Annotated in this window: 24 protein-coding genes; 11 read left to right on the top strand and 13 right to left on the bottom strand. The window is 62.8% G+C overall.

The features are described from left to right. The 4 genes from asd (at window position 1) to Q7V20_RS05535 (ending at window position 3752) form a co-directional block, all read left to right on the top strand. Window positions 1–846 (top strand): archaetidylserine decarboxylase, encoded by an 846-nt coding sequence (gene asd, locus Q7V20_RS05550; protein ID WP_304788044.1) that lies wholly within the window; start codon window positions 1–3, stop codon window positions 844–846. Window positions 847–854: 8 nt separating this feature from the next. After that, window positions 855–1670: a rhodanese domain-containing protein gene (locus Q7V20_RS05545; protein ID WP_304788042.1), complete on the top strand. Its 816-nt coding sequence runs from the start codon at window positions 855–857 to the stop codon at window positions 1668–1670. Then, window positions 1671–2576 (top strand): pseudouridine synthase, encoded by a 906-nt coding sequence (locus Q7V20_RS05540; RefSeq protein ID WP_304788040.1) that lies wholly within the window; start codon window positions 1671–1673, stop codon window positions 2574–2576. It abuts the gene before it with no gap. A 183-nt stretch (window positions 2577–2759) separates the two neighbouring features. Then, window positions 2760–3752, top strand: coding sequence for an MBL fold metallo-hydrolase (locus tag Q7V20_RS05535; RefSeq protein ID WP_304788038.1), 993 nt, complete (start codon window positions 2760–2762; stop codon window positions 3750–3752). Window positions 3753–4400: 648 nt separating this feature from the next. On the opposite strand, the gene Q7V20_RS05530 is transcribed toward Q7V20_RS05535, so the two are convergent. The 4 genes from Q7V20_RS05530 to mdeB form a co-directional block, all read right to left on the bottom strand. Next, entirely contained in the window at window positions 4401–4529 is a 129-nt protein-coding gene (locus Q7V20_RS05530) for a hypothetical protein (protein WP_304788036.1), read from the bottom strand. A 75-nt stretch (window positions 4530–4604) separates the two neighbouring features. After that, window positions 4605–6143 (bottom strand): dihydrolipoyl dehydrogenase, encoded by a 1539-nt coding sequence (gene lpdA, locus Q7V20_RS05525; protein WP_304788034.1) that lies wholly within the window; start codon window positions 6141–6143, stop codon window positions 4605–4607. Between the two features lie 11 nt (window positions 6144–6154). Then, entirely contained in the window at window positions 6155–7420 is a 1266-nt protein-coding gene (locus Q7V20_RS05520) for a dihydrolipoyllysine-residue acetyltransferase (RefSeq protein ID WP_304788032.1), read from the bottom strand. 26 nt (window positions 7421–7446) lie between these two features. Further along, window positions 7447–10146 (bottom strand): alpha-ketoglutarate dehydrogenase, encoded by a 2700-nt coding sequence (gene mdeB, locus Q7V20_RS05515; protein WP_304788029.1) that lies wholly within the window; start codon window positions 10144–10146, stop codon window positions 7447–7449. A gap of 120 nt (window positions 10147–10266) precedes the next feature. Between mdeB and Q7V20_RS05510 the strand changes: the two genes are divergently transcribed. Beyond that, window positions 10267–10734, top strand: a complete 468-nt coding sequence (locus Q7V20_RS05510; protein WP_304788027.1) for an Lrp/AsnC family transcriptional regulator — start codon at window positions 10267–10269, stop codon at window positions 10732–10734. 39 nt (window positions 10735–10773) lie between these two features. Here the strand turns inward: Q7V20_RS05510 and Q7V20_RS05505 are convergent, their stop codons facing one another. From Q7V20_RS05505 to Q7V20_RS05495, 3 genes are all read right to left on the bottom strand, one after another. Then, window positions 10774–11748 (bottom strand): fumarylacetoacetate hydrolase family protein, encoded by a 975-nt coding sequence (locus Q7V20_RS05505; RefSeq protein WP_304788025.1) that lies wholly within the window; start codon window positions 11746–11748, stop codon window positions 10774–10776. Window positions 11749–11828: 80 nt separating this feature from the next. Further along, window positions 11829–13700: an FAD-dependent monooxygenase gene (locus tag Q7V20_RS05500; RefSeq protein ID WP_304788023.1), complete on the bottom strand. Its 1872-nt coding sequence runs from the start codon at window positions 13698–13700 to the stop codon at window positions 11829–11831. Then, a complete protein-coding gene (locus Q7V20_RS05495; RefSeq protein WP_304788021.1) occupies window positions 13700–14335 on the bottom strand; it encodes a VOC family protein in 636 nt (211 codons plus the stop codon). Before Q7V20_RS05495 ends, Q7V20_RS05500 begins: the two co-directional genes overlap by 1 nt. Window positions 14336–14467: 132 nt before the next feature. Between Q7V20_RS05495 and Q7V20_RS05490 the strand changes: the two genes are divergently transcribed. Together Q7V20_RS05490 and Q7V20_RS05485 are read left to right on the top strand one after the other, a co-directional pair. Continuing rightward, complete coding sequence (locus tag Q7V20_RS05490) at window positions 14468–15232, top strand: TetR/AcrR family transcriptional regulator (protein ID WP_304788019.1); 765 nt, start codon at window positions 14468–14470, stop codon at window positions 15230–15232. Between the two features lie 430 nt (window positions 15233–15662). Beyond that, window positions 15663–16103 carry a hypothetical protein gene (locus Q7V20_RS05485; protein ID WP_304788017.1) on the top strand — a complete coding sequence of 147 codons (441 nt, stop codon included), beginning with the start codon at window positions 15663–15665 and terminating at the stop codon, window positions 16101–16103. A gap of 83 nt (window positions 16104–16186) precedes the next feature. On the opposite strand, the gene Q7V20_RS05480 is transcribed toward Q7V20_RS05485, so the two are convergent. Next, window positions 16187–17107 (bottom strand): CPBP family intramembrane glutamic endopeptidase, encoded by a 921-nt coding sequence (locus Q7V20_RS05480; RefSeq protein ID WP_304788015.1) that lies wholly within the window; start codon window positions 17105–17107, stop codon window positions 16187–16189. Between the two features lie 97 nt (window positions 17108–17204). On the opposite strand from Q7V20_RS05480, the gene Q7V20_RS05475 reads away from it, so the two are divergent. Further along, window positions 17205–19550: a cache domain-containing protein gene (locus tag Q7V20_RS05475; RefSeq protein WP_304788013.1), complete on the top strand. Its 2346-nt coding sequence runs from the start codon at window positions 17205–17207 to the stop codon at window positions 19548–19550. 7 nt (window positions 19551–19557) lie between these two features. Here Q7V20_RS05475 and Q7V20_RS05470 read toward each other — a convergent pair whose 3' ends face one another. Together Q7V20_RS05470 and tsaE are read right to left on the bottom strand one after the other, a co-directional pair. After that, a complete protein-coding gene (locus Q7V20_RS05470; protein ID WP_304788011.1) occupies window positions 19558–21048 on the bottom strand; it encodes an N-acetylmuramoyl-L-alanine amidase in 1491 nt (496 codons plus the stop codon). After that, on the bottom strand, window positions 21041–21541 hold the full coding sequence (gene tsaE, locus Q7V20_RS05465) for a tRNA (adenosine(37)-N6)-threonylcarbamoyltransferase complex ATPase subunit type 1 TsaE (RefSeq protein WP_304788009.1): 501 nt from the start codon (window positions 21539–21541) through the stop codon (window positions 21041–21043). Before tsaE ends, Q7V20_RS05470 begins: the two co-directional genes overlap by 8 nt. 123 nt (window positions 21542–21664) lie before the next feature. On the opposite strand from tsaE, the gene queG reads away from it, so the two are divergent. Then, window positions 21665–22717 carry a tRNA epoxyqueuosine(34) reductase QueG gene (queG, locus tag Q7V20_RS05460; RefSeq protein ID WP_304788078.1) on the top strand — a complete coding sequence of 351 codons (1053 nt, stop codon included), beginning with the start codon at window positions 21665–21667 and terminating at the stop codon, window positions 22715–22717. 31 nt (window positions 22718–22748) lie between these two features. Here queG and Q7V20_RS05455 read toward each other — a convergent pair whose 3' ends face one another. Next, the gene (locus Q7V20_RS05455) at window positions 22749–23450 is read right to left on the bottom strand and encodes a hypothetical protein (protein WP_304788008.1); all 702 of its coding nucleotides are present in this window, start codon (window positions 23448–23450) and stop codon (window positions 22749–22751) included. A gap of 88 nt (window positions 23451–23538) precedes the next feature. On the opposite strand from Q7V20_RS05455, the gene Q7V20_RS05450 reads away from it, so the two are divergent. Beyond that, window positions 23539–23766, top strand: coding sequence for a YdaS family helix-turn-helix protein (locus Q7V20_RS05450; protein ID WP_304788007.1), 228 nt, complete (start codon window positions 23539–23541; stop codon window positions 23764–23766). A 147-nt stretch (window positions 23767–23913) separates the two neighbouring features. On the opposite strand, the gene Q7V20_RS05445 is transcribed toward Q7V20_RS05450, so the two are convergent. Both Q7V20_RS05445 and Q7V20_RS05440 read right to left on the bottom strand, forming a co-directional pair. Beyond that, window positions 23914–24891, bottom strand: coding sequence for an NADPH:quinone oxidoreductase family protein (locus Q7V20_RS05445; RefSeq protein ID WP_304788006.1), 978 nt, complete (start codon window positions 24889–24891; stop codon window positions 23914–23916). 28 nt (window positions 24892–24919) lie between these two features. Further along, the gene (locus Q7V20_RS05440) at window positions 24920–25834 is read right to left on the bottom strand and encodes a neutral zinc metallopeptidase (RefSeq protein WP_304788004.1); all 915 of its coding nucleotides are present in this window, start codon (window positions 25832–25834) and stop codon (window positions 24920–24922) included. A 104-nt stretch (window positions 25835–25938) separates the two neighbouring features. On the opposite strand from Q7V20_RS05440, the gene Q7V20_RS05435 reads away from it, so the two are divergent. Then, on the top strand, window positions 25939–26895 hold a 957-nt coding region (locus tag Q7V20_RS05435), incomplete at its 3' end, for an FAD-binding protein (RefSeq protein WP_304788002.1).

Below are 26895 nucleotides of genomic sequence, written 5' to 3'. Positions count from 1 at the left end.
GTGTCAGACCGTCTCTTCGTCATGCTGCAGTATGTCCTGCCCAAGCAGGCCCTGACCGCCTTTGCCGGGCGCATGGCGTGGGTCAAGGGCGGGGCGCTGACCACCCGCTTCATCCGCTGGTTCGTGGGCCGCTATGGGGTGAACATGGCCGAGGCCGCCAACCCGGACCTGGCCAGTTATCCCACCTTCAATGAGTTTTTCACCCGGCCCTTGAAGCCGGGCGCCCGCCCCTTGGCGGATGCCGATCTGATCTGCCCGGTCGATGGCGCCATCAGCCAGATTGGCCCCATTCAGCGTGACCAGATCTTCCAGGCCAAGGGCCACCACTATTCGACCCAGGCGCTGGTGGGGGGCGATGCCTTGCTGGCGGCTCAGTTCCAGGACGGGCACTTCGCCACCATCTACCTCAGCCCCAAGGATTACCACCGCATCCACATGCCCTGCGATGGCCGCCTCACCCGCATGATCTATGTGCCGGGCGAGCTGTTCTCGGTCAACCCCGCCACGGCGCGCGGCGTGCCGGGCCTGTTCGCCCGCAATGAGCGCGTGGTCTGTGTGTTCGAGACCGAGCACGGCCCCTTCGTGCTGACCCTGGTGGGCGCCACCATCGTGGGCAGCATGGCCACGGTGTGGCACGGCGTGGTCAACCCGCCGCGCAGCAAGGATGTGCGTGAATGGCGTTACACCGACCAATCCATTGTGTTGAAAAAAGGCGACGAGATGGGCCGCTTCTTGCTGGGCTCGACCGTGGTGATGCTGTTCCCCAAAGGTCCCTTGCAGTTCAACCCCGCCTGGGTGCCGTCCGGTTCGGTTCGCCTGGGCGACGCGATGGCCAGCCGCCAGTGAGCCCCGACATGCTGGACATCGTCCACGAGTCCTTCTACAAGTTCGTGCACATCGCGGACCCTGAGGCCTGCACCCTCGCCCTGCGTGAGATCACGCAAGGCCTGACCGGCAGCATCCTGGTGGCCACCGAAGGCATCAACGGCATGGTGGCCGCCGAGCCCGATGCTTTGGAAGCGTTTCATGCGGCATTGCTGGCTGACCCGCGCCTGACGGGCCTGTTCGCGGGCATGAACTTCAAGCGTAGCCCCTGCAAGACGAGGCCTTTCTTCAAGATGAAGGTGCACCACAAGCCTGAGATTCTGCCTCTGGGCGTTGAGGGCGTGGATGCGATCGGCCGCACTGGCATCAACCTCAGCCCCCAGGAATGGCGCGAGCTGATCACGCAAGACGACGTGGTCCTGATCGACAACCGCAACAGTTTCGAGTTCAAGCTGGGCCGCTTCAAAAATGCGGTGGATCCGCAGGTGCACACCTTCCGCGACCTGCCTCGCTACATCGAAGCGCACGTTGATGAATGGAAGGCCGAAGGCAAGCGCGTGGCCATGTACTGCACTGGCGGCATCCGCTGCGAAAAGACCAGCGCCTGGATGCTGGACATGGACATCCCCGTCTACCAGTTGGAAGGTGGCATCCTGAGCTACTTCGCCGAGATGCCCGATGCCGACAAGGACTGGGAAGGCGAGTGCTTCGTCTTCGACAACCGCATCGCGCTCGACACGCACTTGCAGCAAACCGACACCACCGCGGAAGACGTGTACGCGGGCGACCCGGACGAAGCGTGGCGCCTGCAGCGTGCCAAGCGCCTGGCCAAGGGCAGTAAGTAGGTGTCTTCCAGGCCGCGCCCCCTGCCCACCAAGGACGGCGTCGGCCCCAGCTGTGTGGCCTTGCCAGCGGGCCCTTGGCGCACCATGGCCGAGTTCCTGGTGCAGCAGTTTCCTGCCGTCTCCGCCGCGACCTGGCAGGCGCGCATGCAAGCTGGGGAAGTGGTCGATGAGCACGGCGTGCCGGTCACGCCTGAGCGAAGCTACCAGCCCCACCTCCGCCTGTACTACTACCGAGCCATCGAGTCCGAACCGCGCCTGCCGTTCGACGAAGTGGTGCTGTTCCAGGACGAGCACATCGTGGTCGCCGACAAGCCGCATTTCATGCCCGTGACCCCCGGTGGCCGTTACCTGCAAGAGACATTGCTGGTGCGCCTGAAGCGCAAGCTGGGCATCGACACCCTGACCCCCATCCACCGCCTGGACCGCGAAACGGCGGGCATCGTGCTGTTCTCGATCCAGCCGTCCACGCGGGGCCCTTACCAAGGCGTGTTCTCGCAAAGGACCGCCACCAAGCACTACCAAGCCGTGGCCCCCTGGCGCCCTGACATGGCCTGGCCACTGACCCGCCAAAGCCGCCTGGAAGAAGACGAGCACTTCATGCAGATGCGCGAGGTGCCGGGCGAGCCCAACACCGAGACGCGCATCGACGTGCTGAAGGTGCAAGGCGACCTGGCCCTTTATGCCTTGAGCCCCGTCACCGGCCGCAAGCACCAGTTGCGCGTGCACTGCGCGGCCTTGGGGCTGCCCATCGTGAACGACCTGATCTACCCGCGGCTGTTCGCGGCCGACAGCGACGACCATGCCAAGCCACTGCAACTGCTGGCCAAGGCCATCGAGTTCACCGACCCCGTCACCGGCCAAGCTCGGCAGTTCACCAGTCAGCAGGCCCTGATGCTGCGGTCATGAGTGGTTTTTTTTGACGCGTTCATTCCATCTTCGGGCGCCAAATTGGTGGCGACTCGTGCCGCAGAGTTACGACTGGCCTACGTGGGGCGTTTTGTTTTTAGATCAGTCAGTTAACGGCCAGAAGCCGACCTCGGGAACGGTTGGCACAATGGTTGCCCCATACATTCATCTTGTAGAGCCAATATGAAGAAAATCTACGCCTTTGTTGCAGTTGCTATGGCCGCTTTGGCCCTGATGGGCTGCTCTGGCGTGCTCAGACCCAACTTCGACCCCTCATCGCAAGGCCTGGTGTATCAACAGGAAAAGGTAAGGACGCCTAGCTTGTCCCTGACATTCTTCGGAACAAGCACCGTTCTTCTTTCTGATGGGAGCAACGCCATCATGACAGATGGATTCCTCTCTCGACCTTCATGGCTGCAATTGCTCCTTACCAGGTTCGAGTCAAACGTGGATGAGATTGAGTTCGCGCTTGGCCAAGCCAACGTCAAGAAGGTGGACGCGATTTTGGTTGCTCACTCTCATCACGACCATGCCATGGACTCCGGGCTTGTAGCTCAAAAGACGGGTGCGACGGTCTACGGGTCGGAGTCAACCCTCAACATTGCGAGGGGCCAGAAAACGCCGGAAAGCCAATTGCAGCTACTGAGGCCTGGACAGTCGCTGTTGATAGGCAATTTCAAGGTCACTGCTTACGAAACGCCGCACTCGCCTGAGCCCGTTAACGTCGGGTCCATCGACCACCCTCTTCATGCTCCAGCGAAACTGTCGGAGTACAAGTTGGGAGAGAACTTTTCGTTCCTGGCGGAGCATCGTCTTGGCAACGTACTGATTGTGCCTAGCTCCAACTACAAGATGCATGCCTTCGATGGCGTGCGTGCATCTGTGGTGGTGCTCGGCATCGGCGTGCTGGGAAAGCAGTCCGTGGAGTTTACCGAGCGCTACTGGGACGAAGTTGTGCGCAAGACAGGCGCCAAGCTGGTATTGCCGGTTCATTGGGACGACTTTGCGCGCTCCCTGCGGGAACCACTTGTACCGTTACCGCGTTTCATGGACAACATGACCGTGACGCTTGAAAGGCTTCAGTCTCTAGCGAAGCGAGATGGCGTAGAAATCAGGTTCTTGCCAACGCTGCGAGAAGTCAGGTTGCCAGTGTTGAACGATTCAACAGCACATTAGGGACATGAACAAGGCGTGAGTCTCGGCCCTTAATGCCAACCAGGCGCAGGTAATCCGCGACCGCTTCTATACGCTGAGGGTCGCTCAGGTAACGGCGACCGACCTTCCGCTTAGGGTCGGGACCGCGAGTTCGAACAGCAGCGAAGCAGTCACTGGCGCAGCGCGAACCGTTTTGTGAAAGCTCTATGGCTGCTGTACTTCATGGAGCCGCCACTCGGGCCAGCGCCTGTCGCCCACACCCACGACAGCTTGGGGCCAGGTAGCGTGAATACGACTGGCGGCAGCCACCGGCAGCAACCGCTGCAGAACAGCCGCTCACCAAGCAAGGACTGCTCAAGGCTGGTTGCTGCTGCACGAAATGAGCTACCGGATGTCTGCGCCGGACTAAAGCTGACATTGATGGCTTCCACTGGCGTATGACAGGTCTACGATGGAACCTGACATTGACTGGTGGCGATCACTATGGGCATGCCATGGCGCGCGTGTAGCCCCAAATGACTGCACCCTATAGCAGCCAACGTGAACTATCGCCCCCAAAATGACCTCGACGGGGCCAAGGGGCATTCACGGCATGGTCAACGCCTGAGACAGGTGCGAATAGACCACGCCCACCCGGCGCAAATGGCGCGACTCCGGGTGGGCAAGCAGCTACAACTCGGTCTCGCACTCGTCCAGTGGCTCCGTTAGTCGCAGCACATCCTTGCGGCCCGCTGCCAGGAGCAGCGGTACGATGCTGACGCCCATGCCCAGCGCTACAAGCTCCAGCACGGAGGCCATGGGTGGTGATTGGCGAGAGTGCATTCATGCGAGCAGTTGCGAAATTTAACTTCACCTGGGGTTCCACATCACAGGTCAATTTTTAGAGCCCCTCGCAGGTGGCAAATCTGTGCAGGTGCCTTGTGCTGCTTCGGCGCAAAGGCCTATGCTTTCGCCGAGCGTGGGATGAGGGTGAATCGTCTTCCCGATGTCAAAGGCATCCGCGCCCATCTCGATGGCCAATGCCACTTCGCCGATGAGATCGCCAGCGTGCTGGCCCACGATCCCGCCGCCCAGGATGCGGCCCACGCTGCCATCAGGCGTCACTTCAAAGAGCAGCTTGGTGAACCCCTCATCGCGCCCATTGGCGATCGCTCGGCCTGATGCTGCCCAAGGAAACACCCCCTTCTTCACCGCCACGCCTTGTGAACGCGCTTGCGCTTCGGTGATGCCAACCCAGGCGATTTCCGGGTCGGTATAGGCCACACTGGGGATGACCTGGGCATCAAAGCTGGACTGGGCAAGGTGGGCCACATCGCGCAGTTCACCAGCGATGACCTCAGCGGCCACATGCCCCTCATGCACGGCCTTGTGCGCGAGCATGGGCTGCCCCACCACATCGCCAATGGCAAAGAGGTGGGCAGCCTGCGTGCGACGTTGGGCATCCACCGGGATGAAGCCCCGCTCATCGGCCACCAATCCACAACGATCGAGCCCGATGCCGCCTGAGTTGGGCGTGCGGCCCACTGAGCACAACACCAGGTCATACAGATGCTCTGACAGAGTGCCATCGCTTGCGGCCAGCGTGACCTGTATCCCGTGCTCAGTGGCCTGTGCATCAACGGTTTTGGTGTTCACCCAGATGTGGTCGAACCTGGCGGCATTCACCTTCTGCCAGACACCCACCAGATCCCGATCAGCGCCGGGCATGAGCTCGCTCGAGGCCTCCACCACGTCGATGCGCGCGCCCAGACCGGCGTACACCGTGGCCATCTCCAGGCCAATGATGCCCCCACCAATGATCAACATGCGCTTGGGCACGAAGGGTAGGTTGAGGGCCTCGGTCGAATCAACGATGCGCTCATCCACGGTCAGAAATGGCAGCCTGACCACTTTGGAGCCGACGGCCACGATAGCGCGCTTGAACCGCAACACCGTGCTGTGGCCGGTCCGCGCCTGCCCCTCACCGGTGGTCTCGTCGACCCGGATGTGCCAGGGGTCCAGGAACTCGCCCAGGCCGCGCAAGGTCTGGACTTTGCGGGCCTGCGCCATCGTGGCCAGCCCGCTGTTCAGCTTTCCGATGACTTGGTCTTTGTGCTGTCGAAGCGCATCGAGATCGATGCTCGGCGTACCGTACCCAATGCCCGCACGGGTCAGATGCGACACCTCGCTCATGACGGAGGCCACGTGCAGCAGCGCTTTCGACGGGATGCAGCCAACGTTCAGGCACACGCCACCGAGGGTGCCATAGCGCTCGATGATCACGGTGTCGAGCCCCAGATCAGCCGCCCTGAACGCTGCTGAGTAGCCGCCGGGGCCGCCGCCGAGCACGGCCACATCGCAGGAGATGTCCACGGGGCCGTCATAGAGATTCCCTGTCGCGGGCCTGTCAGAGGCGAAATGCTTGTGCGTCATGTCAGCCCCACTCACAGCGAGATGCGACGCAAGTCGGCCAGCAAAGATGCCACATGCGCATTGAAACGCCCTGCGGCCGCGCCATCGATCACGCGGTGATCCCATGACAGGGACATCGGCAAAATCAACCTGGGCACGAACTGCTGGCCGTCCCATACCGGCTTCATCTGGCTGCGGCAAACCCCCATGATGGCCACCTCTGGGGCATTGATGATGGGCGTGAACCCCGTGCCGCCAATGCCGCCCAGCGAGCTGATGCTGAAGCAGCCGCCGCTCATGTCCGCTGGCGTCAACTTGACTTCGCGCGCCTTGCTGGCCAACTCGCCCATTTCTCGGCTGATCTCCAAGATGCCCTTCTTGTCCACGTCTTTGATCACCGGTACCACCAGCCCATTGGGCGTATCGGCCGCGAACCCGATGTGACAGTAGTGCTTGAGGATCAGGTGCTCGCCGTCCAGGCTGGCATTGAACTCGGGAAAGCGCTTCAAGGCCGCCGCGGCCACCTTGACGAGGAAGGCCAGCAGCGTGACCTTGACGCCCGCAGCGCTGTGCTCCTTGTTGAGCTGTACGCGCAGCGCCTCCAGCTCGGTGATGTCGGCTTCCTCATGGTTGGTGACATGGGGAATCACGAGCCAGTTCCGATGCAGGTTGGCACCGGAGATCTTCTTGATGCGAGAGCGTTCCTGGCGCTCGATCGGGCCGAACTTGGCGAAATCAATCTGAGGCCAGGGCGAGAGCCCAGCCAACGGGCCTGGATTGCCCGCCGCGCCCGCTGTGGGATGGGCGCGCTGCGCGCTGGTCAGCACCTGGCCCGTCATGACCTGTTTGACAAAGCCCAGGACATCTTCACGGGTGATGCGCGCTTTGGGCCCAGTTCCTCTCACATCGGCCAGTTGAACCTCGAGTTCTCTGGCCAGCTTTCGGATGGAGGGCGAAGCGTGCGGCACCCCTTGGGCGGTTGCCGGCGCTGGCGCAGCGCTGGCAACCGGAGAGGGCACCACATTGACCGCCACGGGTGGTGGGGCTGAGGCTGCTGGCGGCACGTCGACCACTGCGATCAGTGAGTCTTGGGAGACCTTGTCACCCAATTTCACGAGGAACTGTTTGAACACGCCGCAGTGCGACGAGGGGATCTCAATGGCCGCCTTGTCGCTTTCGACGGTGAGCAGGCTTTGCTCCTTGACAATCACATCACCAGGTTTGACCAGCAGTTCAATGACACTGACGTCGCGATAGTCCCCGATGTCAGGGACCTTTAGTTCGATGGTTTCAGACATAGGCTAAATAATGGATTGAGCGATGGTCAGCAGGACCACGACGAAGGGCATGAGGCATTGATTTGGTAGCGCTCGATGGCTTGTGCGCAGATGGACGCATCAAGCGCCCCCTGCTTGCGCAGCGCGGTCAGCGCGGCCAGCGCGACCTGGTGCTTGTCCACTTCGAAGAACTGTCTCAACGCCGCACGCGTGTCACTGCGCCCGAACCCGTCGGTGCCCAGCGCAAGGAATGGGGCATCCACATGGCAAGCCATCAACTCAGGCCAGGCGCGAACGTAGTCGCTGGCCGCCACGATCGGGGCATCTCCTGCCAGGCAGCGCGCCACATGGCTCGGGCGTGGTGCCGCATCAGGGTGCAGGCGATTCCAGCGCTCGGCTTCCCGCGCATCGCGGGCCAGCTCGCTGAAGCTGGTGGCACTCCAAATCTCGGTGTCGATTTGCCAGTCTTGCGCCAGCAACTGGGCCGCTTCGATCACTTCGCGCAAGATGGTGCCTGAGCCGACAAGGCGCACTAGTGGGCGGCCAGCGCCTGCCTTGTGTTCGTCAAACTTGTACATGCCCTTGACCACATCGCCTTCGACCGAGCTCGGCAACGTGGGCTGGCTGTAGTTCTCGTTCATCAGGGTGATGTAGTAGAAAACATCGCGCTCTTGCTCCAGCATTTCGCGCATGCCATGATCCAGAATCACGGCCAACTCGCCTGCGAAACATGGGTCGTAAGCTCGGCAGTTGGGCACCATGGCCGCTTGCACCAAGCTGCTGCCATCCTGGTGCTGCAGCCCTTCACCCCCCAGCGTGGTGCGACCGGCCGTGGCACCGATCAAAAATCCCCGTGAACGTTGGTCAGCCGCTGCCCAGATCAGGTCACCGACCCGCTGGAAGCCGAACATCGAGTAGTAGATGTAGAAAGGCAGCATGGGCTGGCCGTGCACCGAATAGCTGGTCGCGGCAGCAGTCCAACTGCTCAGGGCGCCTGCCTCGTTGATGCCTTCTTCGAGGATCTGGCCGTTGGTGGCCTCGCGGTAGCTCATCAACGAGCCAATGTCTTCAGGCTCGTAGTTCTGGCCATTGCTGGAGTAGATGCCCACCTGCTTGAAGAGGTTGGCCATGCCGAAGGTTCGCGCTTCGTCCGCAACGATGGGGACCACGCGCGGCCCGAGCTCCTTGTCCTTGAGCAAGGTGCCCAGCATGCGGACAAACGCCATTGTGGTGCTCATCTCCTTGCCGTCTGCCTGAACCGCGAACTCACCGTATTGGCTCAAAGCCGGCACCGCCAACGCCTGGGCGCGTGCATGGCGTTGTGGCATGTAGCCGCCGAGTGCTTGCCGGCGCGCATGCAGGTAGCGCATCTCGGGGCTGTCGTCGGCGGGCCTGTAGAACTCGATGTTGGCGGCCTGCTCATCGCTCAGTGGCAGGTTGAAGCGGTTGCGGAACGCGATCAAATCCTGTGGTTCCAGCTTCTTTTGCTGGTGCGTGGTCATCCGGCCCTGACCAGCGTCGCCCATGCCGTAGCCCTTCTTGGTCTGCGCCAGAATCACGCAGGGTTGCCCTTGGGTTTGCATGGCGGCGTGGTAGGCCGCGTGGATCTTGACCAGATCGTGCCCACCCCGCTTGAGGCGGTCGATCTGCTCGTCCGTCAGGCCTTGGGCCAGGGCCGCGAGCTGCGGATTCTGGCCGAAGAAGTGCTCGCGGTTGTAGCGGCCATCCTTGGCGGCGAAAGTCTGGAGTTGCCCGTCCACGGTCTGGGCAAAGGCCTTGGCCAATGCGCCGTCCTTGTCGCGGGCAAACAAGCCATCCCAGTCCGAGCCCCAGACCAGCTTGATGACGCGCCAGCCTGCGCCCTCAAAGAGCGCCTCCAGTTCATCGATGATGCGACCGTTGCCCCGCACAGGGCCGTCCAGGCGCTGGAGGTTGCAGTTGACCACCCAGATCAGGTTGTCGAGCTTTTCTCGGGCGGCCAAGGTGAGCGCGCTCATGCTCTCGGGCTCGTCCATCTCGCCATCGCCAAAGACGCCCCAGACTTTGCGCTCGCTGCTTTGCAGCAGCCCACGGTGCGCGAGGTAGCGCATGAACCTGGCCTGGTAGATTGCGCTGATCGGCCCCAAACCCATGGAGCCTGTCGGGAACTGCCAGAACTGCGGCATCAACCAGGGGTGGGGGTAGCTGCACAGGCCCTGCACGCCATGAGACGCCGCGGTGATCTCCTGGCGGTAGTGGGCCAATGATTCCTCGCCCAGGCGCCCTTCCAGAAACGCGCGGGCATAGACCCCCGGTGCGGAATGGGGTTGGTAGAAGACGAGGTCTCCGGCGCCCGGCTGCTCGCTGGCACGGAAGAAGTGGTTGAAGCCCACTTCGAACAAATCAGCCGCGCTGGCATAGCTGGCGATGTGGCCGCCCAGTTCGCCATAGGCCTTGTTGGCCCTGACCACCATGGCCAGGGCATTCCAGCGCATCAGGGATGCCAGGCGCTCCTCAATGGCCAGGTCACCTGGAAAGCTCGGCTGATTGGCCACCGTGATGGTGTTGGTGTACGGGGTGCCGCGCACGGGCTGCCACCCAATGCCTGGTTCTCGTGCCTGAAGGGCCAGCTGATCCAAGATGGCCCGCACGCGCTCAGGCCCGCCATGGGCAAGCAGCGACTGAAGCGCGGCCAGCCATTCCTCGGTTTCAACGGGGTCGGCGTCCACAGCTTGTGAACATGCTTTTTGATCTGACAGGTTGCTCATTGAAGTCTCCTCTTGGGGAGAGACTGTAGAAAAAATGGCAAAACAGATGGTGCTGAATTGCTTGACATGGGGGGATCTGTGCGGCACAAAATGCTGTGAAATCAATGATTCAAAGCAGCAATGAGCATGGATGCCGTCGATCTCAGAATATTGGATGAGCTTCAGCAAGACAGCAGCCTGTCCAACGTCGAGTTGGCTCGCCGCGTGCACTTGTCGCCCTCACCCTGCCTCGCCCGCGTGAAGACGATGGAGGCTTCAGGGCTGATACGCAGCTATGTCGCCTTGCTTGATCCACAGGCGCTAGGGCTGCACCTCAACGTGTTCATCTCGATCAGCCTCAAGCAGCAGACACGTGCCGCACTGGAATTGTTCGAGCGCGAGATATGCCTGCGTGAGGAGGTCATGGAGTGCTACCTGATGACCGGCGATGAGGACTACCTGCTTCGGGTTGCGGTACCCGACATGCCGACGCTGGAACGCTTCATCATCGAGCAGTTGTCACCCATGCCTCAGATCGAAAAGATCCGCTCAAGCTTTGCGCTCAAACAGGTGCGCTACAAAACGGCGCTCCCCCTGCCTCATGGCTGAGGCGTCGTCATGCGAGGAGCCAGGCGGCCGCCGATGGCTTCACGCTTGGGCGACGATCTTGGTTCTTTGCGTGCCGAGGTCCAGCACGCCGTCCACCGTGCGGATGGACAAGGTCATGACGTCATTGGGCTGCAGGTACTTTGGGTTCTTCAAGCCGCCCTTGATGAAGATGCGCCACTTCTGCGCATCACTCAGGAGCACCTTGGCAGCCAGCATCGCCAACCTGCCAGGCGATTGCGCCGCGCAACCCGCTGGCGTGCCCGTGGCGATCAGGTCACCGGCATACAGGTTTTGCAAGCCGGACAGCTCAGTGAGGGTCGTGTGGGGCTTGTTCACCATGCTGCCACACACATCCTGCTGTCTGACTTCACCATTGACCTCCAGCGTCATCCGCAAGGCCGACAACTGCTGCCATTCTGCGGGCTCCAGCAACAGCAGATAGGGGCCGACAGGACCGAATGTGCGGTAGCTCTTGCCTTTGTAGAACTGCCCTTGCGGCAATTGCACATCGCGCGCCGACACATCGTTCACGATGGTGATGCCCGCGAGGTACTCATGCAGCTTGTCCGCACGCACACTCACCTCGCCTAGCAGGTCCGTCTTCAAGACCAGGCCCAGTTCAATCTCGTAGTCCAGCAGCTTCACATGGCGCGGCCGGACCACGTCGTCGAACGGGCCCGAGATGCATGAAGAAGCCTTGGTGAAGATGCTGTTGAACGGCAGGTTGTCTGGGTCCAGGCCCGATTCACGGATGTGGCTCGGGTAGTTGATGCCTTGGCAGACAAGCTGCTGATTGGATGTCACTGGCGACATCAGCGCCAGACCTGACAGCGCCAAGGTTGCATCGCCCGCCGTGGCCGCTTTGGCCGCTTGCAGCCCGTGCTTGACGAACTCACCGGTTGTGGAGAAAGAACCCGCCAGGGGGGCTACCTTGTCGCCAAAGACGACACCCCATTGAGGCTCGTGTGATGCCTGGCTGCCGGAGGACTGGTATCTGATGACTTGTACGGCCATGGTGGAGAAAACTCGTGAAGTGACAGGAAGGCGCGGGTGCCCGACTTGGCAGTTGCGTAGAGGGGCCCACCGGAGCTTGTTCAGGCTGTTCTGCGTACTGACAATTGGTGCGATGGACTGGGCATGGGCACAGGGCGCTGGTCCGAGACAAAGCATGTCGTCAAACTGGTCATCGCTTGGTTCAATGCTTCTATGGATGAAGCCGCATGCTTGTGCGTTCTCCAGGCGACGTGCCCATCTGGGCGCACAAGGACCGCACCGTGCTGACCGACCTCCAACTGCCGCACAGGCCATTGCGGATCAGAAGACAGGCTCGATTGGGCCAACACGACCGTTAAGTGACGGCAGCGCGCCAGACCTGTCGACTGGCTCAAGGCCTGTGTCCACGCATCGGCATCGTGCACGATCAGGGTGAACTTGCGCTTGTCCACCAGATGGATCAGCGGCTTGGTCTGCCCTTCATGAAGGACAGGGACATGGGGCAGACGAGCGCCAGGCCATGTCGTGGGCTTGTAGTCCACCACACCGGCGCCAATTTTGGGTTGAGGCAAAGCTTCCGGGATCACCAAGCCAGCTTTGTAGGCGTAGCCAAACTCCAGGCCCGTCGACACAAAGTGCTCGATTTGGCCTGGGATCGCATCGGCGATCTGCTTGCGCAGCTTGTCAGCCTGCTTGGTCTTTCGGCTAAGCAGCTTGGTCTTGCTGAATGCCAGCTTCATCATCCCATCGGCCAAGCGCCCCTTGAGTCGTCCTGGCAACCACTTGAGCGGCGCGGATGCAAAAGCCCGGGTGACCCCCATCAGGCTCCGATTGGTGATGTTGAGGTAGGTGGTCACTTCGTCAAGCTTGAAGTGATTGCCAACACTTTGCGCCAGGAAGAGCTGAATGACAGCCTTTCGCTCGACTTCATACGAGTCCAGCAAGGTGTCCTTCGCGCGCCCTTCAAGGACTGCAGCCAGCTTCCATGCGATGTTCTGGGCATCCTGCACGCCGCCATTGAGGCCAAAGCCACCGGTGTGTGGAAAGCGGTGCGCGGCGTCACCCGCGAGCAAGGCTCGACCATCTCGATAGCGGCTCGCTTGCTGGGCGGTCATGCTCCAGTTGCCTTGCGTCTTGATCTCAAAGGGCGTTTGCTCACCAATGACCGTTGGAATGATTCGTGCCCAGTAGGCTTGCGGATCGCGGACCATTTCCTGATCTCGGCAGACGAACGGTCCCATCAGGATGTAGTGGTCATCGGCATGTTTGATCAACACGCCGCAGAAGTCGGGGTTGTAGAGCCACGTCAAAAGCGGGTAAGGCTTGGGCAGGATCGCATCCAGGTTGGCCCTGAAGAAGACGCTGGCCATGTGTGCCAGGACAGGCCCTTTCAACTCAATGCCAAGCGCTTCCCGGACGGCGCTGTTGGCACCATCCGCACCGACCAGCCAGTCGGCCTCAAGTGTTGATGCGCTGCCATCCTGCTGATCGACCTTCACTGTCACGCCAACGTGGCTGGTCGTGAACGCCTGAACGTTCGCGCCCTTGACAAACGAAATGAGCGGTTCTTTCTCCACCCAAGCCCACAAGGCGGGCATGAGTTGATGCTGGCCGATGTGGGAGATGTGATAGTGGCAGTGCGTCAAGACCTCGTCGACCCGCTTCTGGTCACCCAGGACGTTCAAGCCGCCCAGCGATGGCTCGGCCAAGCTGGTGCACCAGCGAATCTCGCCGATGTCTTCGATGGGTGGGCACAGCGCCAAGAGGTCTTGGGCCATGTCCTCGGAGTAGCCGGCCCAAATTTCAAAGCTGCGGCCATTGACGACATGCGCAGCCGGATGTTGCATGGGCGCCTTGCGTCGCTCAAGCAGGATGCTTGGGATGCCGTAGCCAGCCAGCAGGAGTGCCAAGGTGCAGCCCGTGGCGCCTGCGCCAACGATGATCACGGGCGCGCTTGCCTTTTGCGTGCTCATCACAGTGTCCTCCAGTTGATGGCCTTCATGTTGCCCACTTGCTTTTGGCCCGGCGGCGTGCCCGCCCCTTGCCGCATGAGTTCCTTGACCGGTACGCCGGCGCGGAATTGCTTGAGCAGGTACTCGGGATCGAAGTTCACGCCGATGGGGTTCTTGGCGAAGGCCTCGCTGCTGAAGTAGCGTTTTGTCTCCTCGGGGGTATCGAAGTTTTCGACTTGGAACTCCAGCCTGATGCCATCCGGATCTTCGTAATAGATGGACGTCGTCAGGCCGTGGTTGATGCACCAGACCGGCTGGATGCCTCTATCACGCATGCGCACATAGGTGCCAAGCAGGTCTTCCAGTGAACGAAAGGCCAGCGCGATGTGGTCAAAGCCATAGAGCTTGCGGCGAATCTTCGACAAGGGAAAGAGAAACCGCAGCCACGATGGCAAGTTCACCAAAGCGAGTCGATGGCTCTCGCCATCCCACGTCAGGAAGGCGATGGTCTTGTCGATGTGAACGATCTCCGCATCGAACGCTTGCTGGTACCACGCGATCACCTCCTCGCGCCGGGCGGTCTTGCACACCCAATGTGCGATGTACTGCGGAATGGGCTTCGCGGCAGCGCCGCTTTGATCGGAAGGTTTTGCCATGTGATGGCTCCGTCATCGTGATGAATGGGTGAAATGGACGCAGTATAAACACAAGTCGATTTCAAATCGAGTATGACAGTTAATCGATTTCCATGAGGGCGGCGGTTAGAATGGGTGCGACTAGGAGTAACCGTGACTGCCACCAGACGTCCCCGCGTAGAAAAGCGCAAGCAGGCTACCCGTCTGCGCCTGATGGAAGCGGCCTATGCCTTGATGGCGGAGACCGGCGGCCCCGAGGTTTCGATTCAAGAAATCACCACGGCGGCAGATGTCGGTTTTGGGACCTTCTATACTTATTTCGCTTCGAAGGAGGCGATCTACAACGCCTTGGTCGAAGAGGTGCTGGAGGCATCAGGCAAGGTCGTGGACGCCGCAACCCGGCACCTGATCGACCCTGCTGAGCGATTGAGTGCGGGCCTGCAATACACCTTGCTTCAGGCGCGTGCGGATCCGCTATGGGGCAAGTTCTTGTCCAGCTCGTTGATGCGGCCGGCATCTGCCGCCAACGGTCTGGGCAAATTCTTTTTGCGGGACGTTTTTGACGGGCTCGCGCAAAAGCGCTTCAAGGTAGACGACGTGCCGATGAGCGTGGTGGCGATTGTCGGCACGCTTCATGCCATGCTCCGCGTCGAGCGCGGGGAGCTGCAGATGGCGCTGGGTAACCTCGCGCAGGGCCACGCTGCCGATAGAGCGGCTGCGAAAGACGACATGGACCTGCCAAGGCGGACAACCGCACTGATTCTGCGTGTACTCGGGATCTCGCCGGAGGAGTCCGTTGCATTGGTGTACAAGCCATTGCCGCCAATCAGTGGCTTCGCGCGCTTCTTCAACGGAGATTCAGCGGCAAGCGAAGAGGCGCCCACAAGTGCCCCAGACTCCTCTGAGTCGGGCGGGTGAGTTCGGTACCTTGAGAGGCTGCATGATCTATGCCGAAGTGACGCTGCCTAAGTGACGACAGTGACCATGTCAGCAGTGCCGTCGAAACCGGTCATTCCTGTGGCTTCAGGCGCGTTGGCCCATTGACTGCAATGTTGCTTAGGCCGTGAGTTCAGCGTGTGGCCACCACTGCCAGCAACCGCTGCACACCTGCCGGTCGCCTATGCGTTTCGGCTCCAGGCCGATAGGAGCCATTCGAACCGGAGAGGCCGCCGGATGGTTGCGACCTCCAAGAATCGGCATTCAAGGATGTCCGCAGCCCTTGTCGGCGATCACCCCGACCCGGGCCCTTGACGACGATTCACCGTGCCTCCAGGCAAAATCCAGATGATCGGGGCAAGCCTGGCGTCATTCTGCCGGGAAGCCCACCTTGAAGAATGGAACAGCATCAATGGCACTGACGAAGAAGGGCGAGTTCTGGTACGGGACGACGTCCGGCGACACCCAAGCCGAGCTGCGCAGCTACAGCGTTGCGAATCGCCATGAGGCCGTCCGGTTTGCCTCGTCCAAATGCGATTGCGGGTGCCGGACTTTTGCGCTGCAGACCGATGAAGAAGCCGGCGTGGCAATCCGCACCTGCACCGACTGCGGGCAGGAACACCTGATGGGCGACAGCGCGGACTACGTTGATGAGGCCGCCCCCGAGGCGCACGAGTGCGTGTGCGAGAACGAGGTGTTCGAGCTGATGTCCGGCGTCTCCGTGTACGAGGGCACACATGACGTGCGCTGGTACTACATTGCTTGCCACTGCGTGGAATGCAATCTGGTTGGGGTCTTCGCAGACTGGAAATGTGAAGCGGGTGATGCGGCGTCCTTCCTCGCCAAGGTATGAGCGCGCGCGCCTGCAGAGATCATGCTCGCAGGCTCAAGCGGCCGACGAATGTCATGAGGTACCAGTCACCCTCCCCAACACTGTCATCTGCCCAAAGCAGGATAAGTAAAGAAAATGAAGTGCGTCGCATTGACCGCAAAGTGCGTCACCACCGCAGCCTCCACGCGACGGGTCTTGGCGTACACCCCCGCATAACCCAGCCCGGCGAGTGTGGCAAACGCCATGTAAAGCGGCCCGCCCCCCAGATGCGCCAATCCGAACAAGGCGGCAGACAAGAGGATGGGCAAGAAAATCAGCCCGGGTCGGTGCGCCAGGGCGCGCGTCAGCCGCTCCTGAATCAGCCCACGAAAGAACGCCTCTTCAGCCACGCAGGTGAAGAACAAGTTGACGAACAGGAAGGTCGGCGCAAACGGCGGCAGTGCGGCGCCCAGCTTGGGTTCGAAGCGCACATGGCCGGCCAGCCAAGCCGCCCCAATCGCCGCGGCTGCGGTGGCCAAGACGGCGACAAGCGTCGGCGCCACGGCAGCGCGCGCATCTTGCCAGGAGGCCAGGCGGGGCGCCAAACAGGCCAGTAGCAACAGGCCGACGCTGCCCTTGTCGAAATTGGCGTACAGCGTGAATGGCACCGCATCCGGGGTCGTGCGCACGGCGTTGACCAGCAAGGGGTTGTGAAAGCCGGGCAGCGCATGCACTGCCAAGGCCAAGCCCAGCCCTCCTGCAGCCCAAGTCCATGCCCCGGCTTGCTGCTGGCGCGTCTCCAGGCTCGCGGCCTTCAAGCAAATGCCTGTCATCACAAGGAGCGCCACGACGGCAGTGGCGGTCAACACCCCAGCGAAGCAAGCCGCCACCATGGCGGCCGCGAACAAGATCATCCAGGGCGCAAGCAGCAATCCCTTGCTGCCAGGAAATGCCTTGGTGGGCCACCATGCCGAAGCGATGGCGCAGGCGAGCAATGCAAAAGTGATGGGCATGGGCCATTGTCGGGGATCAGGTTTCGTGTGCATCTTTGCTGCTGAATCGCAGATGCAACCACGCTGGCGCGGATGCAGGCGCACGAACTGAGGGACACTGCCTGCTTGGCGATTTGGAGCACGGCACGGCATGAACACGGCGGACAGCCAACTGGACGATCCCGACAAGACAGTCGTGGCGCCAGCCTGCCCGAAGGACGATGACCAGACCATCATTGATCCCCATTGGCCCCAGGGCAACACCGCGCCAGCGGTTCAAGCCCAAGCACCCGCCCCACCACGCCCCGCGCAGACCGGGAGCACCGCCCTGGCCTTGCCAGCAGGCTTTCGCCTGCACGAATACCGCATCGACCGGGTGCTGGGCCAAGGCGGCTTCGGCATCACCTACCTGGCCACCGACGTCAACCTGAACTCGCGCGTGGCCATCAAGGAGTACCTGCCTGAGGAGATCGCCTTTCGCACCTCGGGCAAAACCGTGTCCGCCCACTCCACGCGCCACCGCGAGCGCTACCAGAATGGGCTCGACAGCTTCCTGATCGAAGGCCGCACCCTGGCCACCTTCCGCCACCCCAACATCGTGCGTGTGGCCCGCTTTTTTGAGGCCCACCAGACCGCCTACATGGTGCTGGAATACGAGCGCGGCAGCCCGCTCAAGGCCTGGTGGCCCAAGCACGCCAACAAAGGCGAGAAGGCCCTGTCGCTCCTGCTGCAGCCTTTGCTGGACGGCCTGTCGGTGGTGCACGCGGCGGGCTTCCTGCACCGCGACATCAAGCCCGACAACATCCAGGTCCGCCGTGGCGACGGCTCGCTGGTGCTGCTGGATTTCGGCTCGGCCCGGCAGGCGGTGGGCGCGTCCGATCAGTCCGACATCGCCGTCACGCCCGGCTACGCGCCCATCGAGCAATACGAAGATGGCCACCAGGGTGCCTGGACCGACATCTACGCCTTCGGAGCCACGCTGTACTGGCTGGTCACGGGCAAGAAGCCGCCCGATGCGCTGGACCGCCAGATGGCGCCGCAAGATCCACTGGTGCCTGCGGTGCAAGCCGGCGAGGGGCGCTTCAGCCCGCAGTTCCTGGGCGCCATCGATTGGGCGCTGCAAATGGACCCGACGCAGCGGCCACAAGATATCCAATCGTGGCGCCGTGCCCTGTTCGCCGCCCACGCGTCCAGCATGGGCCTGCAGGAGGCCTTGCGCGCCGGTGACGCTGCGCATCACCTGGACCTGCCCGGCTGGGCCCTGATCAAGAAATCCCCCCATCTTTTGAAAGCGCGGCTGGGCGTGTACCTGCGTGGGGCGGCCTCGCCCTCGTCGTGGCCCCTGGCGCTCAAGATGACGCTGGCCATGGTGCTGACCGCGCTCATGCCGATGATGATCACGGCCTACTACAACCACCACGCCAGCCTGGCCACGGTGTCTGCCAGTGAACTGCAGAACCTGGAGCACCTGGCCCGAAGCACGGCCGGGCGCTTGTCGCAGTTGATCACCGACAGCCAGAACCAGGCGCGTGCCATGGGCAACGACGCCGACTTTGTCGATTTCCTGGCCCAGCCGCTGGAGGCCCGCCAACCCGCCATCAAGGCCAAGGTGGATTCGCTGGTGCGCTCCAACCCCGACATCCACCTGATCATGGTGATGGACACCGCGGGCACGGCTGTGGTGTCCAGCGACGCCACGGTCATGGGCAAGAACTTCAAGTTCCGCGAGTACTTCAAGGCGGCCATGGCGGGGCGCCCACACATCACCGGCATCGTCGTCGGCGCGGTGACGGGCACGGCGGGCATGTTCTTCGCCTACCCGGTGTTTGACGAAAGCCGCGAGGTGATCGGCGCGGTGGTGTTGCGCCTGAAGGCCACCTCGGTGGTGTCCATCCTCAACGAGGCGCAAGAGGATTCGGTGCGCGAGCCCTTCCTGGTCGATGGCGATGGCATCTTGCTGTACCACCCCAACGCCACCTTGCTGTACAGCAGTCTGGACACCTTGCCCGCCGCCAAGGCCGCCGAGATCCGCGCCGACCAACGCTTTGCGCGGGACCACATCGACAGCCTGAACATGCCCGAGTTGGCCAAGGTGATGGTGGGCGCGCAAGACGTGGGCCACGTGGATTACCACTCCACCGTGTCGAACAGCCAGGAGATCGCGGGCTACGCGCCGGTCAAGGGGCACAACTGGGTGGTGGGCGTGGGCGAATCACAGGCCTTGTTCGAGGCGCCGCTCAAGCGCCTGTTCACGCAGTTGCTGTGGAGCGTGGGCCTGGTGGGCCTGCTGTTCACGGCCCTGGCCTTGATGTTCGCCCGCACCATCGTGCAGCCCATCCGCGCCCTGACGCGCGCCGCCCATGCCCTGAAGAACGGCGACTACGAGGCCGCCAACCTCACGGTCAAAACCCAGGACGAGATCGGCCACCTGGCGCGCACCTTCAATGTGCTGATCGACGTGCTGCGGCAGCGCGAACGCGAGCGCAAGCACGATTGAAGAAGCGTCACAGGGCCCGGTTGCGCGCCATGGGCGGGTTCTTGGCGAAGTAGCGCTGAATGCCGGCCAGCAGGGCATCGGCCATCTTGGCCTGGTAGTCCTCGTCGCGCAGCTTGGCTTCTTCTTCCGGGTTGGAGATGAAGCCGGTTTCCACCAGCACGGAAGGGATGTCAGGGGCCTTCAGCACGGCGAAGCCGGCCTGTTCGACCTTGCCCTTGTGCAGACGCCCGATCTTGCCCAGGTTGCCCAAAATGACGCTGCCCAGCTTCAGGCTGTCCTTGATCTGCGCGGTGGTGGACATGTCCAGCAAGGCGCGCATCACCGTGGCGTCCTTGGCCTTGATGTTGACCCCGCCGACCAGGTCGGACGAGTTCTCCTTCTTGGCCATCCAGCGCGCGGCGGCGCTCGAGGCGCCGTTCTCTGACAAGGCGAACACCGAAGCACCCCGGGCCTGTGGGTTCAAGAAGGCATCGGCGTGGATGGACATGAACAGGTCGGCCTGCACGCGCCGGGCCTTGGTCACGCGCTCGTTCAAGGGCACGAAGTAGTCGGACTCGCGCGTGAGCATGGCGCGCATGCCGGGTTGGGCATTGATGCGCGCGCGCAGCAACTTGGCGATCGACAGGACCACGTCTTTTTCATACAGGCCGCTGGGGCCGACGGCGCCCGGGTCTTCGCCGCCATGGCCCGCGTCCAGCGCGATGATGACCAGGCGCTGGGTGGATTTGCGGGCATCCAGGCTCGCCAGCTCGGGGGCTGAGCTCTCGGCCGCCTTGTCGGCGTTTTTGTCAATGCTTTTGGACGGGGGTGTGGCGCGGACCACGGCCTTGTCGGTGCTGCGTTGCCGCAAGTCACCAATGAAGTCGCCCAGTGCGTCATTGACGGCGTTGGCGGCCTGGTCCGACGCGCTGCCCTTGCCCACGCCCGCCAGGTTGATGGGGGCGGAAGCGCTGCTGCCTGGCAAGGGCGTGCTGGCAGGCGCCGAGGCACCGGCCTGGCTGGCGGCCGTGGGCGCGCTGGCCGCGTTCTGCGCTGCGGCGGATTGCAAGGCCAGGCGCGGGTCGGCATCCACCACAGAATACAGATCGAACACCAGGCGGTGCTGATAAGCGGCCACCGGCTGCAGGCTGAACACCTGCGGCTTGGCTGCTTGTTTCAGGTCGAACACCAAACGCACGATGTTGGGCTTGAACTGGCCGACGCGCACTTTGGCGATGTAGGGATCGTCGGCGCGCACCTTGCTGACCAGCTCGCGCAGCTGCATGTTCAACTCCAGGCCTTCGATGTCGACCACCAGGCGCATGGGGTTGACCACCAGGAAGTGCTTGGCCTGCAGGGGCGTGTCGGATTCCAGCGTGACGCGGGTGTAGTCGGAGGCGGGCCACACGCGCACGGCCATGAGCTGCGCGCCGTGCGCCAGCTCCATCGGGCCGAGCAGCAACACCAGCGCGCCCTGCGCACCGCGTGTCAGCAATTGACGTCGGTTCAGGTCATCCATGGGGCACGCCCTCCTGAATCAACCGCGACAACCATTGCGCACCTTGCGCCGTGCCTGCTTCCACGCGCACCTGGCGCCGGTCTTCATCCAGCGGGGTCAGGTTCAGCAGCAGGTCGGCCACGGGCAGCAGGCCAGCGGCCTTGTCGGGCCATTCCACCAGCTTGAGGCCTGCACTGGCGAACAGGTCGCGAAAGCCCGCGTCTTCCCATTCCTGCGGGTCGTTGAAGCGGTAGAAATCAAAATGCCAGATGGCCATGCCCGGCGCTTCGTGCGGTTCAACCACCGCGTAGCTGGGGCTCTTGATGCGGCCTTCCACGCCCAGGGCGCGCAGCAGGTGGCGCGTGAAGGTGGTTTTGCCAGCGCCCAAGGTGCCCCGCAATTCGATGATCGCGGACTCGCCTTCCTGCAGCGACGGCTTCAAGAGGTCTGCCCATTGGCCCGCCATGGCGCTGCACGCGTCTTCGTCAGGCCAGACAAAGTCGCCGCGCGTCACCGATGGACTCGTGGGTTGGGGCAGGGTGCTTGTTAGGATCGTCACATGCGTCAGGAACTGCGGCCAAGCTTGTCGGAAGGCACTTCATCATCGGTTTTGGACCTGGATGAGGTGCTGACACGCTTGCGGGGTTGGGCCTCGGAGTTGGGATTTTCGCAGATTGGGGTCGCGGACGTGGACTTGTCAAGTGCCGAGGCCGGTTTATTAGCCTGGTTGGCGCGTGGTTTCCACGGTGAGATGCACTACATGGCCGCCCATGGCCTCAAAAGGGCGCGTCCTGCCGAGCTGGTGCCGGGCACCGTGCGGGTGATCACGGCGCGCATGGATTACCTGCCGCAGGGCACGCTTGATGGTTGGCAGGCCATCGAATGGGCGCGCATGGAACGGCCTCTGGATGCCACCGTGTCGGTCTATGCGCGGGGCCGCGACTATCACAAGGTGCTGCGCGCACGGCTGCAAAGCCTGTCCGACCAGTTGGCTGTGCACCTGGGGCCCTTTGGTCACCGCGTGTTCACCGATTCGGCGCCGGTGATGGAGGTGGAGCTGGCCAGCCGCAGCGGCCTGGGTTGGCGGGGCAAGCACACGCTGCTGTTGTCACGCGATGCGGGCTCGACCTTCTTCCTGGGTGAGATTTACGTGGACCTGGCTTTGCCTTTGACGGCACCGGAGACCGCGCATTGCGGCGCTTGCCAGGCCTGCATGGATGTGTGCCCCACGCAGGCCATCGTCGGCGAGCGCCAGGTGGATGCCCGCCGCTGCATCTCTTACCTGACGATTGAGCATGGCGGCCCGATCCCGCTGGAGCTGCGGGCCTTGATGGGCAACCGCATCTACGGGTGTGACGATTGCCAGCTGATCTGCCCCTGGAACAAGTTTGCCCAACGCGCGCAGGTGCCCGATTTCGATGCCCGCACCGTGTTCGACGCGCCCACCTTGCTGCAACTGTGGGCCTGGGATGAAGCCACCTTTCTGCGGACCATGGAGGGCAGCCCCATCCGCCGCATCGGCTTTGCCAAGTGGCAGCGCAACATCGCGGTGGCGCTGGGCAATGCCTGGCGCGACACGGGCGATGAGGCCGTCAGCGCGGCCTTGCAGCAGTGGCTTGAGCGACCACCCCAAGGCACGGACCTGGACCTGGTGGGCGAGCACGTGCGCTGGGCTTTGCAGCAGCGTTGAGTCAGCTTTCTGAGGGCGCCAAGCAACGCCCTCAAGACATCGTGTCGGCCTGCCAAAAGCGGCGGCTGACCACGCACACCACCGATTCAATCTGACCGATGTCGCTGACCTCAATGGCCTCCGGCTGACCACCCTGCACCGGCAAGACCACCAGGCTGCCATCGCGCTGGTGCATCAACTCCCTGAGCAGCCTTCGTCCGCCGACCAGGGTGATGACGATGTTTTCTTCCACAGGCAGCTTGTCGGGCGCCGATTGCAGCAGCAGGTACTGGCCGTCTTTCACGTACGGCGACAAGGCATTGCCTTTGACCCGCACGGCATGCACCCCTGCGGCCACGATGGGGGTGAGCACATGGCCCGCGTCCAGCCCGGTGTCCAGCGCCAGCACTTCGATGTCCCCGGTGCCCGTGAGCCGGTAGGTGCAGGTGACCAGGGCCCGCGTGGCAGGGCTTGATGTGTAGGCTGGCGATGCCGACTCGTCCAGCCGCCACCCGGTGTGTTCGAGGCTGGCGGGTTGGCCTTCGCCACTGGCCAGCCAATGGGCCGCCACGCGCAATTCATGCGCCAGGGCGGGCGTGTGCGTGCTGCCTTGCGCCCCCGAATCGGGCCGGCACAGGTACTGGATGGATTGCGGTTTGACTCCCACGGCCCGCGCCAACTCGCTCTGGTTGGTCTTGCCCGCGCGGTTCATGGCCCACAACAGGCGACCAGTGAAGGTTTTCCATTCATTCATGCGCGAATGCTACAAAGCTCTTTGTGGCATTCATTGCAAAAATATCTTGAATGAGCTACAAATACATCTGCAGACTGGAAATTAATCAATGACACCTCAGGAAGCTCTCAAAAAGGCCGTGACCATCGTCGGCTCCCAAAGCCGCTTGGCCCGCGAAATCGGTGGAGGCATCACCCAGGCGCATGTGCACTACTGGATGACGAAGGCCCCGGTCGTCCCGGCCGAACACTGCCCGGCGATCGAGCGCATCGTCAAAAAAGAAGTGCGCTGCGAAGACCTCAATCCACTCGTCGATTGGTGGGTGTTGCGAAGTTGATCACGTTTCTTCCCACCCCCGACGGACCCACCAAACTCAGGGCCCCGCTTGACGCGGCAGCCGCTCTCTCTCATGCGCACTCCCCCGCGCATGCGGCTGGTTGTCCTGAGAGGCGGGGGTGGGCTTTTCTTTGCCTGCGATCTGGGTTCAGCTGTTCACCAGCACAACCTTGCCGCGCACCTGGCGTGCACCCATCAGCGCGAACGCTTCCTTGAGTTGCGACATCGGCAGCTTGTGCTCGATCAAGGGCTTGATCTTGCCCTCCATGTACCAGGCCGCCAGTTGCATCAAGCAAGCCGCGTTGTTCTGCGGTTCGCGCTTGGCGAACTCGCCCCAGAACACGCCCATGATCGACGCGCCCTTCAGCAAGGCCAGGTTCAAGGGCAGGGCCGGGATGGTGCCGTTGGCAAAGCCGATGACCAGGTAGCGGCCGCGCCAGCCGATCGAACGGAAGGCCGCCTCGGTCAGATCGCCACCCACCGGGTCATAGACCACGTCCGGGCCTTTGCCACCAGTCAAGGTCTTCAGCTCCTCGCGCAGGTTGCCCGTGCTGTAGTTGATGGTCTCGTCGGCCCCCAACTGCTTGCACAGCGCGCACTTGTCGTCGCTGGACGCGGCCGCGATCACCTTGGCACCAGCCGCTTTGGCGATCTGGATCGCCGCCGTGCCCACGCCTCCGGCAGCGCCCAGCACCAGCACGGTCTCGCCAGCCTTGAGGGCAGCGCGGTCCATCAGCGCGTGGTACGACGTGCCATAGGTGCACAGAAACGCTGCGCCATCTTCAAATGAAAACGCTGGGGGCAGCGGCATCAGCATGGCGGCAGGTGCCACGGTGTGGGTGCCAAAACCGCCCGTGCCTGCGAAGCCCGCCACCGAGGTGCCCACCGCCAGGTGCTTGACGCCTTCGCCCACCGCCTCCACCACGCCCGCGAACTCGGCGCCAGGCACGAAAGGCGGGTTGGGCTTCATCTGGTACTTGCCCTGCACGATCAAGATGTCGGGAAAGTTCAGGCTGGCGGCCTTGATGGCCACGCGCACTTCGCCTTTGCCAGGCTCGGGCGTGGGGGTTTCTTTCCAGGTCAGGGCATCGATGCCGGTGGGGTTGTCGCAGATCCAGGCTTGCATTTGGGGTGTCTCCTCGGTCAATGCCTGCTCAAACAGGCTGTTTGGTGAAAGTGTTGCACTGGTTGATGTCGCCGCTTTCAAAGCCGCGTTTGAACCAGCTCACGCGCTGTTGGCTGCTGCCATGGGTGAAGCTCTCGGGCACCACCTGGCCTTGCGATTTGCGTTGCAGCGTGTCGTCGCCAATCTGCGAGGCGGCATTCAGCGCTTCCTCGATGTCGCCGGCTTCAATGATCTGGCGCGAGCGCTGCGCGTGGTTGGCCCACACGCCGGCAAAGCAATCGGCTTGCAGCTCGAGGCGCACGCTCAAGGCGTTGTACTGCGCCTTGCTGATGCGGCCACGCGCCTCGTCCAGCTTGGCCGAGGTGCCCAGCAAGTTCTGCACGTGGTGGCCCACTTCATGGGCGATCACGTAGGCTTGGGCAAAGTCGCCGGGCGCCCCAAGGCGGTCGCGCAGCGTGTCGTAAAACGCCAGGTCGACGTAGACCTTGTGGTCGGCCGGGCAGTAGAAGGGGCCCATGGCCGATTCACCTCGGCCGCATGCCGTGCTGGTGGCCCCGCGAAAAATCTTCAGCTTGGGGTTCTCATAGGTGCCGCCAGCCTGTTTGAAAATCTCGCCCCAGACGTCTTCGGTGTCGGCCAGCACGGTGGCCACGAACTGCACTTGCGGATCCTGGCTGGGCTGCGGCGGCTGGGTGGAGGCCGTGGGGTCGCTGACTTGCGAGGGGGCGGGGCTGCTCACCACACCGCCGCCACCACTCAGCATGTTGAGCACCGTCATGGGGTTGATGCCCAGAAAGTAGCTGGCCACCAGCGCGATGGCCACGGTGCCCAGGCTCAGGCCGCCGCCACCCAGCGAGAAGCCTTGCCGGCCTCCACCACCGCCCGAGGCTTCATCTCGTGCGTCTTCGACGTTGTCGCTTTGGCGGTTGCCTTTCCAGCGCATGGTGAACTCCGAAAGTGAAGCCGTCAGGAAGGACGGTGCGGGGGAATGGTAGCAGTGACTAAAATGGCTGATTGCCCGCCTTTGCGACCCCGTCGCCCATTTGCATGCCAGACCAACTTTCGGCCTCACAACTCCCCGTCGTCATCATCGGCGCGGGCCTGGCCGGTCTCACGGTGGCGCTGCACCTGGCCGAGACACAACCCGTCATCGTGCTGGCCAAGCGCCAGCTGGAAGAAGCCGCCACCGCCTGGGCACAGGGCGGCATCGTCGGCGTGCTGGGCAACGATGACAGCATCGGGTCCCACGTGCGCGATACCCAGGAAGCGGGTGCGGGTTTGGTCGATGAGCACACGGCCGAGTTCATTGCCCGCCACAGCGCCCGCGCGGTGCAATGGTTGGTCGAGCGTGGTGTGCCTTTCTCGCCCGATCCTGATGGCCCGCTCGGTTTGCACCTCACCCGTGAAGGCGGCCACGCTGTGCGGCGCATCGCCCATGCGGCCGACGCCACCGGCAAAGCCATCCACGATGTGCTGCTGGACGAGGTCAAGCGCCACCCCAACATCAGCATGCGCGAGCGCTGGATGGCCGTGGACCTGATCACCGACCGTCATTTGCGCAAGGGCGGCGCCACCTCGGCCAACACCCAGCGCTGCCACGGCGTCTACGCGCTCGACATTGAAACCCACCGCGTTGAAACCCTGGCGGCCTCGGCCGTGGTGCTGGCCACTGGCGGCGTCGGCAAGGTCTACCGCTACACCAGCAACCCCGACACGGCCACCGGCGATGGCATCGCCATGGCCTGGCGCGCGGGATGCCGCGTCGGCAACATGGAATTCATTCAGTTCCACCCGACCTGTCTGTATCACCCGCAAGAGCGCAGCTTTTTGATCACCGAAGCCATGCGCGGCGAGGGCGCCATCCTGCGCCTGCCCGATGGCACGCGCTTCATGCCTTCGCATGACGAGCGCGGCGAGCTGGCCCCACGTGACATCGTGGCCCGTGCGATCGACTTCGAGATGAAAAAGCACGGCCTGGACCACGTCTGGCTGGACGCCACGCAC

The sequence above is a fragment of the Aquabacterium sp. genome (assembly GCF_030652515.1).
In the GTDB taxonomy this organism is placed as follows: domain Bacteria; phylum Pseudomonadota; class Gammaproteobacteria; order Burkholderiales; family Burkholderiaceae_C; genus Aquabacterium.
The sequence above is the reverse complement of the archived record's forward strand: the minus strand, read 5'-3'. Positions and strand labels throughout refer to the sequence as shown.